Below are 20069 nucleotides of genomic sequence, written 5' to 3'. Positions count from 1 at the left end.
CGGAACATTCCGCCGTTTTTTCCGCGTTAAGGAAATCGAGTTGAGTGGTGACACTAATTTGGGTGGTACCGCGGGAGTTCAGACTCTCGTCCCATGGCATTTTTTTTGCTGTGGGATTTTTTTATGCTTTTATTTAAAGAAGGGAAGTTGAAATGATGACATTTAATCACAAAGAGATGGAGCCGAAATGGCAGAAGAAGTGGGAAGAAGAGAAGATTTTTAAAACAACGGAGGACGCGGATAAATCGAATTTTTATGCGCTTGATATGTTCCCGTATCCATCTGGTTCAGGCCTTCACGTTGGGCATCCAGAAGGTTACACAGCGACAGATATTTTGGCACGCATGAAGCGGATGCAAGGTTTTAATGTACTTCACCCGATTGGTTGGGACGCTTTTGGTCTTCCAGCAGAGCAATATGCGATTGATACAGGGAATGATCCTGCTGCGTTTACGGCGCACAATATCGAGAATTTCACACGCCAAATCAAATCGCTTGGTTTTTCTTATGACTGGGATCGCGAAATTAACACGACCGATCCAAGCTACTATAAATGGACGCAGTGGATTTTCACGAAATTGTACGAAAAGGGCCTTGCTTATGAAGCAGAAGTGGCGGTTAACTGGTGCCCAGCGCTTGGAACGGTACTTGCAAACGAAGAAGTTATCGATGGCAAAAGTGAGCGTGGTGGACATCCTGTTTTCCGCAAGCCGATGCGTCAATGGATGCTAAAAATCACGGCATATGCGGATCGTTTGCTGGATGATCTTGATTTGGTAGATTGGCCAGAAAATATTAAAGATATGCAGCGCAATTGGATTGGCCGTTCAGAAGGAGCGGAAGTCGCGTTTCAAGTGAAGGATACCGATGCGAACTTTACTGTATTTACGACGCGTCCGGATACTCTTTTTGGAGCAACATATGCGGTCCTTTCACCAGAGCATGCTTTGGTAGACAAAATCGTGACGCCAGAACAAAAAGAGGCTGTAAAAGCGTATCAAAAACAAGTGGAACTTAAAAGTGAATTGGAGCGTACCGATCTTGCGAAAGATAAGACGGGCGTTTTCACAGGAGCTTATGCGATTAATCCTGTAAATGGCGAAGAAATGCCGATTTGGATTGCCGATTATGTGTTGATTCAATACGGAACTGGTGCGATTATGGCCGTTCCAGCGCATGACGAGCGTGATTATGAATTTGCGAAGCAGTTCGAGTTGCCGATTAGAGCCGTTCTTGCTGGTGGAAATGTGGAAGAAGAGGCATATACAGGCGACGGCGCGCATATTAATTCAGGATTCCTTGATGGTCTAGACAAGGACGATGCGATCAGTAAAATGATTGCATGGTTGGAAGAAAATAAAGCTGGTACCCGCAAAATTAGTTTCCGTTTGCGCGATTGGTTGTTCAGCCGCCAGCGTTATTGGGGAGAGCCAATCCCAGTTATTCATTGGGAAGATGGCGAAACAACGACGATTCCAGAACAAGAATTGCCGCTCCTACTTCCAAAAGCAACCGAAATTAAACCATCTGGAACAGGCGAATCACCACTTGCTAATTTGACGGATTGGGTTCACGTTGTCGATGAAAATGGTCGCAAAGGCGTTCGCGAAACGAATACAATGCCACAATGGGCTGGCTCTAGCTGGTACTTCTTGCGTTATATCGATCCTAACAACGATCAAGCTCTTGCGGATAAAGAAAAACTAGAACAATGGCTACCTGTCGACGTTTATATCGGTGGCGCCGAGCATGCCGTATTGCATCTCCTTTACGCGCGTTTCTGGCACAAATTTTTGTATGATATCGGTGTGGTTCCAACGAAAGAACCGTTCCAAAAATTGTTTAACCAAGGTATGATTTTGGGCGACAACAACGAAAAAATGAGTAAATCTCGCGGTAATGTTGTCAATCCAGATGATGTTGTCGATAAATATGGTGCCGATACGCTACGCCTTTATGAAATGTTCATGGGGCCGCTAGAAGCATCGATCCCGTGGAATGAAAATGGGCTGGAAGGCGCTCGTAAATTCTTGGATCGCGTGTGGCGTTTGTTTATCAACGAAGAAACAGGTGAAATAAACACGAAAATCACACCAGAAGCGAATGTAGACCTTGAGAAATCGTATCATCAAATGGTGAAAATGGTTTCCGAGCATTATGAAAATCTGCGTTTCAATACGGGAATTTCCCAATTGATGATCTTCATTAATGATGCCTACAAAGCAACAACCGTTCCAAAAAATTATGCAGAAGGATTCGTTCAACTTCTTTCGCCAATTGCACCACATTTGGCAGAAGAACTTTGGCACCGTCTTGGTCATACCGAAACGATCTCTTACGTGTCGTGGCCAACTTTTGACGCTTCGAAACTCGTAGAAGATGAAGTGGAAATCGTGCTTCAAGTCAACGGCAAAGTAAGAGCGAAAGTAACCATTGCGAAAGATCTAAACAAGGATGAACTAGAAAAAATCGCCCTTGCAGACGATAAAATCAGCGAAGAAATAGCGGGCAAAACGATCCGTAAAATCATCGCTGTCCCTGGCAAATTGGTCAATATTGTAGCGAACTAGAATAAATAAGAAGTCCCTCTAGCTATTTTCTTGAGCTAGAGGGTTTTTGACGTTTCTAAAGAATTTCTAAAGGTTTCCTTTTTGTCAATTTCGCGTCATAAAACTATGGTATGATGGAAAAAAATAAAGCAATAGGTGATAAATCATGAACGTACTCATAGCAGACGATCAAAAAGATATGTTGAAAATTTTGTGTGCTTATTTTGAAAAAGAGGGCTTTACTGTTTTTCAAGCAGAAAATGGGGAAGAAGCTTTAACTATATTTTATCGTGAAAAATTAGATTTAGCGGTGTTGGATTGGATGATGCCAGGCGTTGATGGTGTGGAAGTTTGCAAGGAAATGAAGGCGTCAAGCACGATTAAAGTCATCATGTTAACGGCCAAAAGTGAAGGGGAAGATGAGTACCTTGCTCTGGAGGCGGGCGCGGATGACTACGTGAAGAAGCCGTTTTTCCCGAAGGCACTTTTGGCGCGGGCGAAGAACTTAACAGGTTTTCAGAACTGTTTCCAAGTGGCTGATGTCATGATTGATACATATGCCAAGAAGTTATTCAAAGCAGGTGTTGATATTAATGCGACGAAAACAGAGTATGAATTGATGCGCGTTTTATATCAAAATAAGGGTGCGATTCTGAATCGGAATCAGCTACTAGATATCGTTTGGGGCATTGATTATGAAGGTGAAGAACGCACGGTGGATACGCATATCAGGCGACTTCGCGAAAAAGTGGGCGATGGCTTAATTAAGACACATCGCGGCATGGGATACAGTATCGAGGTTCATCATGAGTAAACTTGGCAGAAAACTGACGTGGCGGATATCGGCGGTCGTGATTGGCGTATTTGCCTTGTCGATATTGGTCAATCAATTTTTCCTACCAAAATATTATCATTATGAAATGAATCAAAAAGTGACGCAGGCGATGAAAGAGGTTGAAAGTTGGAGTAAGAGGCAGATTGAGAACGACATCTGGAAGCTTGAGGCAAAGTATGACGTCACGATTGTCTCGGAACAAATGACGAATAATGTGGACGATTTGAATGAGATGTTATCGCTTGATTTAGCCAAGAAACAAATCGCGTTGAACCGTTTTTGGGTCACTGGAGATACGCTAGATGAGCTGAAAAATGGCGCTATTGTTAACAAACTATACGATCAAGGAAAGCAGAAATCGAGTTTTCTTGTTAGCCTCAATGAGAAGGACGGTTTACTTGTCGTAGCTGGGGTTTCGATCGCAAATTATAGTGAAACGGCGAAAATAATTAATGAATTTAACTTGATGTTGATGTTGTTTGGATCGATTTTAGTCGTTGCGTTGACGGGTTTCTTATCTCGGAAAATTACGAAGCCACTTGAAGAATTAAAAACAGTTGCTGATCAAATTTCAAAGTTGGAATTTGGCACAGTGACGGTTGAAACGCGCGATGAGTTAGAGGATTTGGCCACGAGTATTAATGTGATGAGTGATGATTTGAAAACGGCGCATTACACGTTACTTCGCCGTAATAAAGATTTGAAGTATTTTATGGCGGATCTCACGCATGAGCTAAAGACTCCACTGGCGCTGATTAAAGCTTACAGTATGGGGATTCAGGATGGTTTGGATGATGGGACTTATATGGAGACGATTGTGAAGCAAACAGATCATATTTCGGCTATTATTGAAGAACTGTTGCGCTTTTCTAAAATGGAAGCTGATCCGCTACAGCTGGAGAAAATTCAGGTTAGGACGCTTTTTGATGGCTTGCTTGCGAATTATCAGGAAATGATGGGCATGGATATTCGAATAAAATCGGCAATTGGACCGGAAATCGTGATTTTGGCAGACAGAGCGAAACTAGAAATGGTTTTTAATAATTTAATTACGAATGCAGTGAAATATGCAACGACGGATCGGATTGAAATTGAATGGTCCGAGCGTAATGATAAGCTTTATTTTGGGATTAAGAATGAGACGACGATACGCGATCCACAAATTTTAGAACATATTTGGAAGCCATTTTATGTACGGGAAGCTTCACGAAATAAGAATTTTTCTGGAACGGGGCTGGGGCTTGCGATCGTGCAAACAGTGATGGAGCAACATGATTTTGACTATGGTGTCGATTTGCGAGAAGGCTGGATTACGTTTTATCTTATGTTTCAGAAAGTGGAATAATGAGGGAGGTACGGGCGAATATGAAAATCAGAAACATGATAGCAAGTGTTGCGCTTGTCTTGGTCGTCGCGATTTTACTTATTGTCCTAATTTGGCAACCAGATCAGGCTGGAAGTTTACCAAAATATAACTAATGAGAGGTTAAGGCTATGAAAAGAGAAACATTTATTTTTATATTGGGCGTATTAGCGGCCGGCGCACTTGTGTTTCACTTCTATGATCAGCATCAGGAGCGGGTTGCCATGATGGATATGATCCAAAAAACAGCGAAAAAACATGATATACCAGCTTGGATCCCACTTTCCATTGCTGAAACAGAGAGCGGCTTTGATCCAAAAACAATTGGTGATGAAGGAAGTTCGTTTGGCTTATTTCAATTGCATCGCGGTGGACTTGCGCCAGAGGAATTAACGGAAGAAGAGTTGCTTACACCTGAGAAAAATGCGGAAATTGCCATTACAAACATGACAAAAGCGTTTAATCGCGCGCAGACAAAAGGCTTAGAGGGAATCGAAATGTTGACGTATATCGCGAATACATCTGGTTGGCCGACCCAGCGCGGCACGGATTGGACAGATCAAAATACGAATTATAATAAAAAATTAGCAAAAAATTTCAAGAAACATATTAAAGTGACAGAATTGACATCAGTAGAATAAAGAGGAAAGTGGCTTAACACGGCAGTTAAGCTGCTTTTTTATCCTCATTTATGAAACTTTATTTCAAATTATAAAAATAAACATTGAAATATAATTCCGTTTGCGATACAATGATCGTATGAAAGAGGTGTTCTTATGTTAGAGAATTTATCCACGGAAAAGCGAAATGAAAAAACGACAGCTTTAGATATGCTAACTGTAAAAGAAGCATTGCAGATTATGAATGAAGAGGATGCGAAGGTACCGACGGCGATCGCGACGAATCTTACGTCAATTGAAACCGTTATCAATGGCGTGATCGGAAGTTTTAAAAAAGGTGGGCGGCTCATTTATCTTGGCGCTGGAACGAGCGGACGTCTAGGTGTTTTAGACGCGGCGGAATGTGTGCCAACGTTTGGAGTACCCGCGACAATGGTTGTTGGCCTGATTGCAGGTGGTGAGAAAGCGTTTTTACAAGCGGTGGAAGGCGCGGAAGATTCGGTTGTTTTGGGTAAAGAAGATTTACAAGCTATTTCGTTAACGGCGAATGATTATGTGCTGGGAATTGCGGCAAGCGGTCGGACGCCGTACGTGATTGGTGCGCTTGATTATGCGAAAGAAGTTGGTGCAAAAACAGGAGCTTTGTCATGTAACAAGAACGCGGCGATTTCGGCTCATGCGGATACGGCGATTGAAGTCGATTGTGGTCCTGAAATTTTGACGGGATCCACGCGATTGAAAGCTGGAACGGCGCAAAAGCTAGTTTTAAATATGATTTCAACGGTTTCGATGATTGGAATTGGTAAGGTATATAAAAACTTGATGGTTGACGTGATGCCAACAAACGAAAAATTAGTGGAACGCTCAAAACGTATCATCATGGAAGCAACAGAATGTGATTACGCGACAGCGACGAAGTATTTTGAGTTGGCAGGACAACATGTGAAGCCAGCGATTGTCATGATTTTAACGAAAACAGATCTTGCAACAGCGACAGAAAAATTAGCATCAGCGGATGGTTTCATCAGACGCACGCTAAACTAAAGGGAGGCGACGAACATGAGTAAAGAACAGGATTTAGGACAGAAGATTTTTGAAGAAGTCGGCGGTATGGGGAATGTTTCTAAGATCGCGCATTGTATGACTCGCGTGCGTTTAGGCATTAAGGATACGGATAAAGTGAACGTGGAAGGCTTGAAAAAAGCGCCAGGCGTGCTTGGTGTTGTAGAGGATGACACGCTTCAAATCATCGTTGGACCAGGCTTTGTCAATAAAGTAGCAGGTGCGATGTGTGAGATGGCGGGTGTGAAACTTGGCGAAACATTGCCAGATAATTTGGATGAAAATTTGACGCAAAGTTCGGCTAAAACAGGGAAAGAACTAGTGGAAGAAAAAGCTGCGGCAACAAAAGCGGAGCTGAAAAAGAAACAAAATAACACATCAGGTTTCAAACGTTTATTGAAATCAGTAGCGAACATTTTTGTCCCGCTAATTCCTGGTTTCGTTGGCGCTGGATTAATTGCTGGTATTGCAGCGATTCTTTTCAATAATATTCAAGCTGGAAAATTGGATGCTGAAACATGGATGCAATATGTGACAGTTTTAAATGTTATTAAAAATGGTATTTTCTCGTTTCTCGTTATTTATGTAGGGATTAATACAGCGCAAGAATTCGGAGGCACGCCAGTACTTGGTGGCGCCGTCGGTGGTGTGACGTTGCTCATGGGTGTGACACCAGAATTACCGATTAAAAATATTTTTAATGGTTCGGATATGGTCGCTGGACAAGGTGGTATTATCGGTGTACTTCTAGCGGTTTACTTGCTTTGTGTGTTAGAGAAGTTTTTACGTAAATGGATTCCAAATTCGCTAGACATTATTTTAACACCGATGTTAGCGCTGCTCATCATTGGCCTGTTCACGATTTTCATCATCATGCCATTTGCAGGCGTTATTTCGACAAGCTTGGTAGGAAGCATCAACTGGATTATCGCAAAAGGTGGACTGTTCGCTGGATTTGTTCTGGGGACGCTATTCCTACCAATGGTAATGCTCGGCCTTCATCAGGTCTTGACACCGATTCATGTTGAAATGATTGCGCAAGATGGATACACAATCTTGCTCCCAATGCTTGCTATGGCAGGAGGCGGACAAGTTGGCGCATCAATTGCAATTTGGATGCGTTGTCGCAAAAATAAACCTTTAGTTAACATGATTAAAGGCGGTTTGCCAGTCGGGATTCTCGGTATTGGCGAACCATTAATCTACGGTGTTACGGTCCCACTTGGTCGTCCGTTTATTACGGCGTGTCTTGGTGGCGGTATCGGTGGAGCTATTATTGGCTTCTTCGGTAATGTTGGCGCCATCGCAATTGGCCCATCTGGCGTAGCGCTCATCCCGCTTATCGCTAATAACACATGGTTTGAGTACGTAATTGGCTTACTAGCAGCCTATCTTGGCGGTTTCATCCTAACGTACCTTTGGGGTGTTCCAAAAGACGCAATGGAAGCAGTAGCAGAATAAAACAAAGAAGTGGGGCGAATCTGTCTCACTTCTTTTGTTGTATGCGCTAACTCCGTGTTATAATTGAAGCATAGAATGTATTCAAGGGAGGTGGCAACGTAGATTATGGGAAGTGTCATTAATCGAATTCAAGGTATTTTAGAAGAATTGCCGAAATCAGAGGCAAAAGTTGGTCGCGCGATTTTAGCAGACCCTAGCAAAATTGTAAAAATGTCCATTCACGAATTAGCTGAAAATTCTGGAGCGAGCGGTGCTGCAGTGATTCGTTTTTGTCATTCGATGGGGTTAGAAGGTTTTCCAGAGCTAAAAATGAAGTTATCCGTTGAATTAGTGCAACCTGAAAAAACGGGTTATTATGACATCGAGCCGAATGAGGATTTTGAGGAGATCACGCGAAAACTGGTATCCAATACGGTACAGACGTTGAACGATACAGTTGGGCAGCTTGATAAAGCAAAAGTACTGCTTGCGTGTGATATTTTGCAACAAGCAGACACCATTTATGCGTATGGCGTTGGAGCTTCCTGGTTGATCGCTGAGGATATCGCCCAAAAATGGATGCGTGCAGGGAAACATGCGATTGCGATTGCCGATCCCCATATTTTAGCGATGGCTTTTGCCGCGGGTTCTAAAGAAGCGGTTTTCTTCGCTGTCTCCAATAGTGGGGAAACGAGTGAAGTATTGCAGTTAGCGGATGAAGCGCTGAACAATGGCTTGGAATTACTGAGTCTAACTCGTTTTGGACAAAATAAATTAAAGCAAAAAGCAACGGTGGCGTTAGAGACATCACGTGCACCAGAAACCGAGCTCCGAAGCGCTGCGACGAGTTCAAGACAAGCGCAATTCTTAGTGATTGATATCTTGTTCTATTTCTATGCATCGCATCATTATGAAGAGATGATTGAGCAGATTAGAGCGTCACGGGAAGCGACGAACCGGTTTAGGGAATCGTAAAAGGGAGCTACATATATTTGGGAATGGCTGAAATCAGGATTAGCATCTATATTATTTTCATATGTGACGTACTAATGGGAGGAGGCAAAGATGGCTACAATGAATAATGAAATGCAACTGCGTTTTGAACAATATCCTGATCCGTACCGAGAACGACTTCTGGAAATTCGGGAACTGATTATGGAATTAGCAAAACAGGTTGTACCAATTGCCACTGTAGCAGAAAGCTTGAAGTGGAGCCAGCCTAGTTATGTTGTTAAAGGTGGTACGCCAATACGGATAGATCGGTTTGAAGAAGAGAATATTGCGCTATTTTTTCATTGCCAAACAACATTAATTGCTACTTTTCGTGATATGTTTTCAGATACATTGCATTTTTCCAGGAATAGGGCGATTATACTGGATCCTAGAGCGGATTTGCCGATTCAGGAGATTTCGATGTGTATTCAGATGGCGTTGACTTATCATAAAAAATGAATGGTATAATGAGAAATCCTGTTTTAAAGGTTGGACGATTGAAAAATTTACTATAAAAATGCTTGACTTTAAAGCGAACATCCGCTATCATGAATTCTATATTAAATAAACGCGTTGATGAAGAGTAAGTAACATGATGGATGTTTTAAGAGAGCTGATGGTTGGTGTGAATCAGTAGCAGAGATGATGTGAATGGACTTCGGAGCAACTAAACTGAACGGGATTTTTCCTCAGTAGGAGTTAGCGATTAGGCCTTATCGTTACACAAGGCACCCCATAGTGATTTGTGGGATTGAGTGAATCGGTTTTTCGATTAATAAAGGTGGCACCACGGGTCTCCCGTCCTTATCTAATGTTTATTTAGATATGGAGGGAGGCCCTTTTTTGTTGTGGTTCTTACGAAGCGTAGTGTGCTGAGTTAGAACCTCAATATGCATGAGAACGCAGTGAGCATGTAATCCATCAGCGGTTCTTATACGCTAACCAAGAACAACCAGTAAGCGAGTAAGAAGCAGAAAATCCAGAGAACTGCAATATGCATGAGAACAATAAATTATAAAAATAAACTAAAACATAAAGCGAGAAGAGTAAGCAAAGATAATTTTTCCAGAGAATCAGTGGTTGGTGTGAACTGATAAAGTTATTTTGCTGAAGTGGTCCTTGCGCGTGTGGCTTTGAACAATTGTAAGTAGGAGCTGCCGGGTTCTCCCGTTATAGAGATAGAGTATGTGATTCGTACTTGAATGAGATGGAATTATTAAGATTCCAATATGAGGTGGTACCGCGGTATTTGATTATTCGCCCTCTAAAGAAAACAGTAATTTGGCTGGGTTCTTTAGGGGGCTTTTTTGTATTCTAAAATTGGAGGAATGAGCGATGAAATTAACGAAAAAAATAAATGCGGATACGATTACGGCGATTTTGGCATATGAGCGATTGGATGGAAAAAATAAGGCTTTGCTTGAGGGCGCAGCGCGGGATGCGGATGCGGGACGGTATTCGATTATTGCGATGGATCCAGTGCATGAGATAAAAGTTTATGGGCAACGATTCGTGATGGATGGGGTGGAGAAGATAGTGGCTGATCCGCTGGCGGAGCTTGATAAGGTGATTCGGACGGCGCCAAAAATGGCAGACTCGCTTCCTTTTGAGGCTGGTGCGATTGGATATGTTGGCTATGACACGATTGCGTTATATGAAGATTTGGGTGAGATGCCGCGGGAAACGCGCGAGGGACTGGCGGATATTCATTTTATGTTGTACGAGTCGTTTTTGATTATGGATCATCAGGCGGAGGAAATGACGCTGGTGCAGGATAATTGTTACTCGAATCGGACGGAGAGTGAGATGCGGGAGGCGCTTGATCGGATGCAGGAGCAGTTGGTGACGGCGGGGGAACGTGAGATGCGGGATGTTGTGGTGACGCCGATGGAATATACGAGTAATGTGACAAAAGCCGAGTATATGATGCAGGTCGAGCGGGCGAAGGAGCATATTAGGAACGGGGACTTTTTCCAAATTGTATTATCGCAGCGTTTGGAGGCGCCATTCGCGGGCGATGCGTTTGATTATTATCGGAAGTTGCGATTGTTGAATCCTTCGCCGTACTTGTTTTTCGTTGATTTTGGTGAGACGAAGTTGATTGGGTCTTCTCCAGAGAGTTTGGTGAGTGTGACGGGGGATGTGGTTGTGACGAATCCGATTGCTGGGACGCGGAAACGTGGGGCAACGAAGCAGGAGGATGAGCGTTTGGCGGACGAGCTTTTGCATGATGAAAAGGAACTCGCGGAACATCGGATGTTGGTGGATTTGGGACGTAATGACATCGGGAAAATTGCGGTGACGGGAAGCGTGAGTGTGCCGGTTTACTTGACGATTGAGCGATATCGCTTTTTGATGCATCTGGTGTCGGTTGTGGATGGGGTTTTGAAACCAGGCTTGACGGCGATGGATGCGCTGAAATCGGTGTTGCCAGCAGGAACGGTGAGTGGTGCGCCTAAGATTCGAGCGATGGAACGGATTTATGAATGGGAAAATGTAAAGCGTGGTCCTTATGCGGGTGCGGTTGGGTATTTGACGCATCAAGGGGATTGTGATTTTGCGCTGGCGATTCGGACGATGGTGTTGCATCAGGAAACGGCGTATGTGCAGGCGGGCGCGGGGATTGTGTATGACTCGGATCCGGAGAGTGAATATTTAGAAACGCTGCAAAAAGCCAAAGCGTTACTGGAGGTTGGAAAATGATTTTATTAGTCGATAATTATGATTCGTTTACGTATAATTTGGAGCAGTATTTGGCGGAATACGCGGAAGAAGTCGTTGTTCGCCGAAATGACGCGGTGGATTTGATGGAGGTGGCGGCGAATGCGACGGGAATCGTGTTGTCACCTGGTCCTGGGAAGCCAAGTGAGGCGGGACTTTTGGAAGAGGTTGTTCGGCAGTTTGCGGATAAGAAGCCGATGTTGGGCATTTGTTTGGGGCATCAGGCGATCGGCGAGGTGTTCGGTGGAACGGTGAGTCAAGCGGATGCGATCAGGCACGGCAAGGTTTCCAACATGAAGCAAACGGCGGGCGCGATTTTTGCGGGCCTTGGTGAGGAGCTTGAAATCATGCGATATCATTCGCTGATCGTGGAGAAGAAAGGATTTCCTGATACGTTAGAAATTTTGGCACGGTCGCTTGATGATGACGAGATTATGGCGATGCAGTTACGCGGATTTCCAGTGTATGGTTTGCAGTTTCATCCAGAATCGATTGGAACGTTGGATGGTAAAAAAATGATGGCGAATTTTGTGGCGATTGTCAATAAGGAGGGGAATCAGGATGGAAGCTTACTTGCAGAAAGTATATGATCAACAAAATTTAACGCGAGAAGAGATGCAGGTTGTAGCGTCAGCGATTTTTGCGGGGGAATTGAGTCAGGCGCAAATTGCAGCATTTCTGATGGCCCTCAAAATAAAAGGAGAAACGATTGAGGAGATGCAGGCGATTGCACAGACGATGCAAGGTGTGGCGCTACAGTTGCCGATTGCGTCGGAAAACACGATGGATAATTGCGGAACCGGTGGGGATAAATCGCTTAGCTTCAACGTTAGTACGACGTCTGCTTTTGTTTTAGCGGCGGCGGGGATTAAGGTTGCAAAACATGGTAACCGTAGCATTTCGAGTAAGTCAGGGAGTGCGGATGTTTGTCAGGAATTGGGCATTGATATTTCGCTTGGTGCCGAGGATATGGTATATTTACTGGAGAATGCTGGTATTGCGTTTTTATTCGCGCCACATGTGCATCCGAATATGAAATATGTGATGCAGGTGCGCCGTGAGTTGAACACGCCAACGATTTTCAATTTGATTGGCCCGCTTACAAATCCTGTGAAATTAGAGACGCAATTGATGGGCATTTACCGTCGTGATTTGCTTGAACAAACCGCGCAGGTTCTTGGGAAATTAGGACGAAAACGCGCGATTGTTGTGAACGGCGGTGGTTTCATGGATGAGGCTTCGCTTGCTGGCGAGAATCATTATGCGTTGCTTGAAAATGGTGATGTGACTGTGCATACCTTTTTACCGGAAGATGTTGGCTTGGAAAGTCGAGGATTAGAGGCGATTCAAGGTGGCGATGCAAAACGGAATGCGGAGATTTTGGTGTCGGTGTTAAAAGCGGAACCGAGCGCATATTATGACACCGTGCTTTTGAACGCTGGTCTAGGTTTGCTGGCGCATGGCAAAGTGGCGACGCTTAAGGCGGGGATTGAAATGGCGCGCAATTTAATTGATAGCGGTGCGGCCTATGAAAAATTAACGAAATTACTAGCTTGTCAAAAGGAGCGATTAGTAGGATGACATTTTTAGAAGAAATTTTAGCGAAAAAAGCGCAGGAAGTTACAGAAATGCCTTTGGAAAAAGCGAGTTTGCCACGTCGGAAACCGTATTTTTATGATTTTTTAAAGGCGAATGAAAAAGCGGTACAATTGATCGCTGAGGTGAAACGAGCTTCTCCATCAAAAGGGGCGATTAATTTGGATGTCGATCCAGTGGCACAAGCGAAAAGTTACGAAGCAGCAGGTGCTGGCGCGATTTCTGTTCTAACGGACGAACATTTTTTCAAAGGCGATATCGAGGATCTGCGGGCAGTGGCGAGCGCGGTTAGCATACCTGTTTTATGCAAGGATTTCATTATTAGCGAGAAACAATTGGTGCGCGCGAAAAATGCTGGTGCTTCGATCGTATTGCTTATCGTCGCGGCTTTGTCAGAGCAAGATTTAGAAAGCCTCTATAGATACGCGACCTCACTTGATTTAGAGGTCTTGGTAGAAGTGCACAACGAAGCGGAATTAAATGTGGCGGAGAAGCTTGGAGCTAAGTTAATTGGTGTGAATAACCGTGATTTACATAGTTTCGTTGTGGATATCGCGGTGAGTGAACGTTTGGCGGATGAATTTTCGCGAACGGATGCGTTTTATATTAGCGAAAGTGGCTTCCGTGAACCTGCTGATGTAGCTCGTGTAGCGAAATCGTATCGTGTTGTTCTCGTTGGGGAAGCGCTAATGCGAGCGGATAATGTGGTGCAGGCTGCCAGTGATTTGAAGGTGAGTCGCCGATGACGCAGGTCAAAATTTGCGGGTTGAAATACCGCCAAGACATCGAGATCGCGGTCGCGAACGGGGCAAATATGATTGGCTTTGTATTCGCCGCGAGTAAGCGCCAAGTGACGCCAGATCAGGCACGAATTTTAGCGCAAGATATGCCAGCGAGCGTGAAAAAAGTGGGCGTATTTGTGAATGAAAGTCCCGCGGAAATAAACCGAATTGCGGCGATGGTTCCACTCGATATCGCGCAGTGCCATGGTCAAGAAACGCCAGCGGAACTAGCCAAAATAGAGATTCCAACTATAAAGGCGTTCTCAGTTAAAAATGGCCAGATCATTGGTGATATCACCGCGTATCCAGACAGTTTGATCTTGCTCGACGCGCCCGCTGCCCAATTTGAAGGTGGAAGTGGGGAAGTATTTGATTGGGAAGCACTTGCGAAAAGCGATTTACCAAGCGAACGACTTATCATCGCGGGTGGCTTGAACGCCGGCAATGTCCCAGAAGCAATCAAGCAATTTCAACCGTTTGCCGTCGATGTCTCCTCTGGCGTAGAAACAAATAACACGAAAGATCCTAAGAAAATAATCCAATTCATTCAAAAAGTAAAGGAGTCCTGAAAATGAGTTATAACGCACCGAACAAAGCAGGTTTTTATGGAAATTATGGCGGGAAATTTGTCCCGGAAACATTGATGAAAGCCGTCACAGAACTAGAAGAGGCGTATGAAATGTCGAAAACAGATGAGGCGTTCCAAAAAGAATTAAGCTATTATTTGCGAGATTATGTAGGCCGCGAGTCGCCACTTTATTTTGCAGAACAATTAACGGCGCATGCAGGTGGCGCTAAAATCTACTTAAAACGCGAAGATTTAAATCATACAGGAGCGCATAAAATCAATAACTGCATAGGACAAGCCTTGTTAACACGCCAAATGGGCAAAAAGAAAGTCGTAGCAGAAACGGGCGCAGGTCAACATGGCGTTGCAACAGCGACTGTGGCAGCTCTATTTAACTTAGAATGCACCATTTTTATGGGAGAAGAAGATATTCGCCGTCAGCAGTTGAACGTGTTCCGAATGGAGTTGCTTGGCGCGAAAGTTGTCAGTGTTTCAGGCGGAAGTGGCACACTAAAAGACGCGGTAAATGAGGCGCTCCGTTATTGGGTCGCAAATGTGGAAGATACGCATTACATCATGGGCTCCGTTCTTGGACCGCATCCGTTCCCTGAGATTGTCCGCGATTTTCAAAGCGTGATTGGATTGGAAGCACGGGCGCAACATCTCGAAAAAGAAAATCGTTTACCAGATGCGCTTGTTGCTTGTATTGGCGGTGGAAGTAACTCGATGGGACTTTTCTATCCGTTCGTCAATGATACATCTGTGAAAATGTATGGCGTTGAAGCAGCTGGATCTGGACTGGAAACGGCTTTTCATGCAGCATCGCTTTCCAAAGGTGAAATTGGCGTCTTGCATGGCGCGATGATGCACGTGTTACAAGATGATGCAGGCCAAATTCAGGAGGCGTATTCGATTTCAGCAGGGCTTGATTATCCGGGAATTGGTCCGGAACATAGCTTTTTACGAGACGAAGGACGCGCGGAGTATGCCTCTGTAACCGATGACCAGGCCGTTGAAGCGTTCCAATTGCTTTGCCGCACCGAAGGAATCATCCCTGCTTTAGAGAGCTCACACGCGATCTCTTTCGCTGTAGAACTTGCTGGCAAAATGAAACCCGAAGAAAGCATCGTCGTTTGCCTATCCGGCCGTGGCGATAAAGATGTAGATCAGATCCGCGCACGTTTGAAAGGAGGAGATGACAAATGAAGTTACAAGCAGCAATCGAACAAGCCAATTTGGCGGTAGTTCCCTATATTATGGCAGGTGACGGTGGCCTTGATCAACTAGAAAATCAAATGCAGCTCCTCAGTGACGCTGGTGCAACGGCGATTGAACTTGGCATCCCGTTTTCCGATCCAGTAGCAGATGGTCCAGTGATTCAAGAAGCTGGCGCGCGAGCCTTGGCCGATAAAATAAGTTTAGAACAAATTCTAGAAACATTAACGACGAGCAAAATCGATATCCCGCTTGTTGTGATGAGTTATTTCAACCCGATTTATCACCTTGGTGTGGAAAAGTTTATCGAACTTGCTAAAAAAACACCGATCAAAGGCTTAATCATCCCGGATTTACCGTATGAACATCGCGATTTCATCCTACCTCACATAGAAAATACAGATATAGCCCTGATTCCGCTGATTTCGTTGACGAGCCCAAAAGAGCGCATGGAGTTAATCGCAAATCAAGCACAAGGCTTTATTTATGCCGTAACGGTGAATGGGACAACTGGTGAGCGTGCGGTGTTTGGCGATAAGATTGACGAAAACCTAACCTACTTGAAAAAAATAAGCCCAGTTCCCGTTTTAGCTGGTTTTGGAATTTCAAACCTGGATCATGTGGCGCGATTTGCTGCCGTGTGTGATGGCGTTATTGTTGGTAGTAAAGTTGTACAACTGCTTCATGATCAGAAAATGGAGGAATTGAGCGAATTTATTGCAGGTGCAAGTGGATTAACGAGAAAATAATGATATAAGCAGTTTAGAAAAATGTAGGGGTTCCAGAATTTTTATTTTTGGAGCGCCTGCATTTTTCTGTTTTGGTGCCTAATTGTGACAAAAATATGGACTTTTATAAAATGTAAAGTTTTTCTATGTAATAACCGTTATAATAGATAGGAATACATAATTAGGAGGAAGCTATGGGAAAAATTGGGATTGATTTAGGGACATCAAATAGTTTGGTATCATACTGGCGAGATGGGCGTGCGGAAATTATTCCGAACGTTTTTGGAAATAATTTGACGCCGTCGGTGATTAGTGTGGATGATAATGGTGAAATTTTGGTTGGAGAGATTGCTAAAGAACGCCTGTTAACGCATTCTGATCGTACGATAAGTACATTTAAACGATTTATGGGAACGGAGAAAAAATATAAAATGGGGCAATTCTCTTTTACACCAGTGGAACTATCTTCACTTATATTGAAAAATTTACGCGTAGATGCAGAAAAGTTTTTATGTGAGGATTGTTCGGAAGCGGTTATTAGTGTACCTGCCTATTTTAATGATGCGCAAAGACAGGCGACGATGACCGCGGCGACACTTGCTGGGATTAAGGTGGAGTGCCTAATCAGTGAACCAACAGCCGCCGCAGTTGCCTATGGATTACATCAAACAGAGGAAGATATCACTTTTTGGTAGTGGATCTTGGCGGCGGGACGTTTGATGTATCTCTTTTGGAGATGTTTGATGGTGTCATGCAGGTGAAAGGGATAGCTGGGGATAATTTCTTGGGTGGGGAAGATTTTACGAGAGCCATTTTGAAAAGTTGCCTAGCCCAGAATGCGTTGAATGAAACACTCCTCTCAGCCGCAGAGTATGCGCTTTTATATCATAGAGCGGAGAAAGCAAAGTGTGAAGTAGGGACAAGGTCAGCGTACTTGATATCATTTGAATGTGGATCGAAAAATTATGAATACCAACTGACCGAAGAGAAATTGCAGGAATGCTGCGAGGATCTTTTTTTTAAAATGCGTGCGCCAATTATGCGAGTGTTGCGCGATAGCCAAGTATCAGTTTCGGAGTTGGAGCAAGTTATTTTAATAGGTGGGGCAACTAAATTACCACTTATTCGAAGTTTTTTAAGCAAGCTATTAGGGCAATTTCCTTATGTATCTATCAATCCTGATGAGGCTGTTGGACTAGGTGCAGCAATACAAAGCGCGTTGAAAGAACGGAAAGAAGGACTCGATGAGATTATTTTAACAGATGTGTGCGCTTTTTCATTAGGAACAGAAGTTGTAAATGAGGTGAACGGCGAATGGCGTGACGGCTTTTTTGCACCAATTATTGAACGAAACACAACGATACCGGTGAGTAAGGAGCAGGAATTTTATACAGTTGTTGATAATCAGCAATATGTGAAGTTTACTGTGTATCAAGGAGAAAATCGCTTAGTTGCTGAAAATATTAAACTCGGAGAAATAGAAATTAAAGTCCCCAAAATGCCAAAAAACCAGCCAGTTCAAGTACGATTCACATATGATAGCAATGGAATTCTTGAAGTCATTACTTGTGTACCAAAAACAGGTGAGACGAAGCGTTTAGTGATAGAAAATAAAACTTCTAGTATGACTAAAGAAGAAATAGAAGCGCGTTTAGTTGCTCTGGCTAATTTGAAAATACACCCACGGGAGCGATCAGAAAATCGGCTTCTTTTAGCAAAAGCAGAACGTTTATATGCGGAGTCGCTTGGAGAAAAGCGGAAATATGTAGAGCATTTAATTTTTCAATTTGAGAATGAACTAGCAAAACAGGAAGAGATGGCAGCGAAGAAGGCAGCGAAAGAATTTAGCCAGATCTTAAATCAGTTAGAAGAGGATATTCGGATATGACATGTTGGGAAATACTTAATATAGAGATTACAACGGATCGGAAAAAAATAAAATCAGCCTATGCAAAGAAGTTGAAAATAACACATCCAGATGATGATATAGAAGCTTTTCAGGAACTCAAGGAGGCATTTGATCAGGCGCTTGCTTATGCGAAAAATGATCAAGCGGATGGCTCAAAGTTAAGGGAAGAAATTATTATTTGGGAGGATACAAATGAGACTCCGATAGCAGTGGAAGATGATTTCGAAGAGCGAATTCAAGCGCTATGCCAGTCTTATAATACGAGAATTGATGTAAGTGCTTGGAAAAAAATATTAGCTGAGAGCATGGATTGGGATATGTATCAATATGAAACGTACCGGGAATGTATAAAAACATTATTGCTGGATTACTATACAATAATGTCTCGACCAGTGATAAGACTTCTTTTTGAGCATTTTCAATTATGGGAAACAGATGGATCTTATTATTATGAAGCGGAAGATTATATATTTGAAAATTACGCAGAAGAAATTTATGATGCGCCAGACTTTGCATTTGATACACTTGGTGATTTAAAAGGTGTGGTGTTAGATCAATTCTTAACGTTGCGCTATGCACTATATCGTTCCATTAAACAAGAGAAATTTACCGAGGCCGAAAAAATTGCAGAACAAGCTAGTGCCATTTACGCTTTAGACGCTGATTTAGTAGTTTTACAAGGTATGATATTATTCGAGAAAGGCTTGGAAAATTTACAAGATTATGGCGCAACCTTTAAGCGTAGTTTTGCTTATTTTAATAAAGCGCTGAGGCTTAACGCAAAGAACGTGACAGCCAGATTTTATACCATATTAATAAAAACGAAGAATGCAGAACGATTAGAAGCGGCTGATCGCTTATTTTTAAAAGATGTTCAGGGTGGATATGTACTGCATGTTGAACTTTTGACAGGCTTTATTTATTATTTCGGAAAAGAATATGGTGAAGCGATTCCTTTTTGGGCGGAATTATCGAAAGAACAACAAGCGCAAATAAAAAAAGAATGGATCTACGCACTACGCCACCAATTGAAATTAGTGAAGCAGATAGATGATATGGAGGAATATCGCGTATTAAAAATGTATCTTAAGGAAAGTAAGTCATTGATAAAAGACCGATTCAAGTATTGGAATTGGGCCATACAAATGGGAGTTTACATTTTAATTTTTGCAGCTATACAAGGTTGTATAAACCTGATGCCTGATCATTCGAGTGAATCAACACCAACGGATTATGAGGAGCAGATTGGTAAAGAATTTAGAAATGCGACCAGTGCTGAAAAAGAGTCACAGGCTGGACTTATTGCTCGCTTTATCGTGGCGTATGATAAAAAAGAAGATGCGAGCACGCGGGAATTATTTATGGAAGATGATGTGGCATTTTCCTATCAATGGGAAATTCGAGATGCAGTGACAAAGCCAGCACGTGACCTATTCGCTGATCGTCTGAATGAAAATATTACGTTTGCCGATAGTGATGGACAGGTGTATTCGCTTCTCTATGGCAATGATTTTTCAGAGTTGATTATTATAAGTGAAAATGAAAGAATCGTTAAAATTATGGGGGCCTATTTTGATCCAATGGACGGCGAGTTACGTGCAGCGATTGAACAAAAAATGGAATAAGGAGTCTAAATTAAAAACCATAATCCCACCTCAATAAAAAGGAGATATCGTTTTTCTCCGCTT

Annotated in this window: 16 protein-coding genes, 1 pseudogene and 2 other annotated features; all 17 genes and pseudogenes read left to right on the top strand. The window is 43.1% G+C overall.

The window, feature by feature from the left end; translation table 11 throughout:
• Nucleotides 1-155: 155 nt before the first annotated feature.
• Complete coding sequence (gene leuS / locus UE46_RS10245) at nucleotides 156-2570, top strand: leucine--tRNA ligase (protein ID WP_036061600.1); 2415 nt, start codon at nucleotides 156-158, stop codon at nucleotides 2568-2570.
• 145 nt (nucleotides 2571-2715) lie between these two features.
• The gene (locus UE46_RS10240) at nucleotides 2716-3363 is read left to right on the top strand and encodes a response regulator transcription factor (protein WP_036061579.1); all 648 of its coding nucleotides are present in this window, start codon (nucleotides 2716-2718) and stop codon (nucleotides 3361-3363) included.
• Nucleotides 3356-4729 carry a HAMP domain-containing sensor histidine kinase gene (locus tag UE46_RS10235; RefSeq protein WP_036061578.1) on the top strand — a complete coding sequence of 458 codons (1374 nt, stop codon included), beginning with the start codon at nucleotides 3356-3358 and terminating at the stop codon, nucleotides 4727-4729. Before UE46_RS10240 ends, UE46_RS10235 begins: the two co-directional genes overlap by 8 nt.
• 149 nt (nucleotides 4730-4878) lie before the next feature.
• Nucleotides 4879-5388, top strand: a complete 510-nt coding sequence (locus tag UE46_RS10230) for a transglycosylase SLT domain-containing protein (RefSeq protein ID WP_036061577.1) — start codon at nucleotides 4879-4881, stop codon at nucleotides 5386-5388.
• 135 nt (nucleotides 5389-5523) lie between these two features.
• Nucleotides 5524-6411 carry an N-acetylmuramic acid 6-phosphate etherase gene (gene murQ, locus UE46_RS10225; RefSeq protein ID WP_036061576.1) on the top strand — a complete coding sequence of 296 codons (888 nt, stop codon included), beginning with the start codon at nucleotides 5524-5526 and terminating at the stop codon, nucleotides 6409-6411.
• Between the two features lie 15 nt (nucleotides 6412-6426).
• Nucleotides 6427-7890 (top strand): PTS transporter subunit EIIC, encoded by a 1464-nt coding sequence (locus UE46_RS10220; protein ID WP_036061575.1) that lies wholly within the window; start codon nucleotides 6427-6429, stop codon nucleotides 7888-7890.
• Between the two features lie 105 nt (nucleotides 7891-7995).
• Nucleotides 7996-8844 (top strand): MurR/RpiR family transcriptional regulator, encoded by an 849-nt coding sequence (locus tag UE46_RS10215; RefSeq protein WP_036061574.1) that lies wholly within the window; start codon nucleotides 7996-7998, stop codon nucleotides 8842-8844.
• Between the two features lie 90 nt (nucleotides 8845-8934).
• On the top strand, nucleotides 8935-9321 hold the full coding sequence (locus tag UE46_RS10210) for a DUF1801 domain-containing protein (RefSeq protein WP_036061573.1): 387 nt from the start codon (nucleotides 8935-8937) through the stop codon (nucleotides 9319-9321).
• 105 nt (nucleotides 9322-9426) lie between these two features.
• Nucleotides 9427-9671: a binding site (T-box leader), on the top strand.
• Between the two features lie 215 nt (nucleotides 9672-9886).
• Nucleotides 9887-10130: a binding site (T-box leader), on the top strand.
• 67 nt (nucleotides 10131-10197) lie between these two features.
• Nucleotides 10198-11565 (top strand): anthranilate synthase component I, encoded by a 1368-nt coding sequence (gene trpE, locus UE46_RS10205; RefSeq protein ID WP_036061572.1) that lies wholly within the window; start codon nucleotides 10198-10200, stop codon nucleotides 11563-11565.
• The gene (locus tag UE46_RS10200; RefSeq protein WP_036061571.1) at nucleotides 11562-12173 is read left to right on the top strand and encodes an anthranilate synthase component II; all 612 of its coding nucleotides are present in this window, start codon (nucleotides 11562-11564) and stop codon (nucleotides 12171-12173) included. Before trpE ends, UE46_RS10200 begins: the two co-directional genes overlap by 4 nt.
• Nucleotides 12145-13164 carry an anthranilate phosphoribosyltransferase gene (trpD, locus tag UE46_RS10195; RefSeq protein WP_036061570.1) on the top strand — a complete coding sequence of 340 codons (1020 nt, stop codon included), beginning with the start codon at nucleotides 12145-12147 and terminating at the stop codon, nucleotides 13162-13164. The genes UE46_RS10200 and trpD overlap by 29 nt, the downstream gene beginning before the upstream one ends.
• The gene (gene trpC, locus UE46_RS10190; RefSeq protein WP_036061569.1) at nucleotides 13161-13925 is read left to right on the top strand and encodes an indole-3-glycerol phosphate synthase TrpC; all 765 of its coding nucleotides are present in this window, start codon (nucleotides 13161-13163) and stop codon (nucleotides 13923-13925) included. Before trpD ends, trpC begins: the two co-directional genes overlap by 4 nt.
• Nucleotides 13922-14530, top strand: coding sequence for a phosphoribosylanthranilate isomerase (locus UE46_RS10185; RefSeq protein ID WP_036061568.1), 609 nt, complete (start codon nucleotides 13922-13924; stop codon nucleotides 14528-14530). The genes trpC and UE46_RS10185 overlap by 4 nt, the downstream gene beginning before the upstream one ends.
• 2 nt (nucleotides 14531-14532) lie before the next feature.
• Nucleotides 14533-15735 carry a tryptophan synthase subunit beta gene (gene trpB, locus UE46_RS10180; protein WP_036061567.1) on the top strand — a complete coding sequence of 401 codons (1203 nt, stop codon included), beginning with the start codon at nucleotides 14533-14535 and terminating at the stop codon, nucleotides 15733-15735.
• The gene (trpA, locus tag UE46_RS10175) at nucleotides 15732-16493 is read left to right on the top strand and encodes a tryptophan synthase subunit alpha (RefSeq protein ID WP_036061566.1); all 762 of its coding nucleotides are present in this window, start codon (nucleotides 15732-15734) and stop codon (nucleotides 16491-16493) included. Before trpB ends, trpA begins: the two co-directional genes overlap by 4 nt.
• A 173-nt stretch (nucleotides 16494-16666) precedes the next feature.
• Nucleotides 16667-18360: pseudogene (locus UE46_RS10170) on the top strand (Hsp70 family protein).
• Entirely contained in the window at nucleotides 18357-20006 is a 1650-nt protein-coding gene (locus tag UE46_RS10165; protein WP_118907593.1) for a J domain-containing protein, read from the top strand. The pseudogene UE46_RS10170 and the gene UE46_RS10165 overlap by 4 nt, the downstream one beginning before the upstream one ends.
• Nucleotides 20007-20069 lie beyond the last annotated feature (63 nt).

It is taken from the genome of Listeria weihenstephanensis (genome assembly GCF_003534205.1).
GTDB classification, from domain to species: Bacteria; Bacillota; Bacilli; order Lactobacillales; family Listeriaceae; genus Listeria_A; species Listeria_A weihenstephanensis.
The sequence above is the reverse complement of the archived record's forward strand: the minus strand, read 5'-3'. Positions and strand labels throughout refer to the sequence as shown.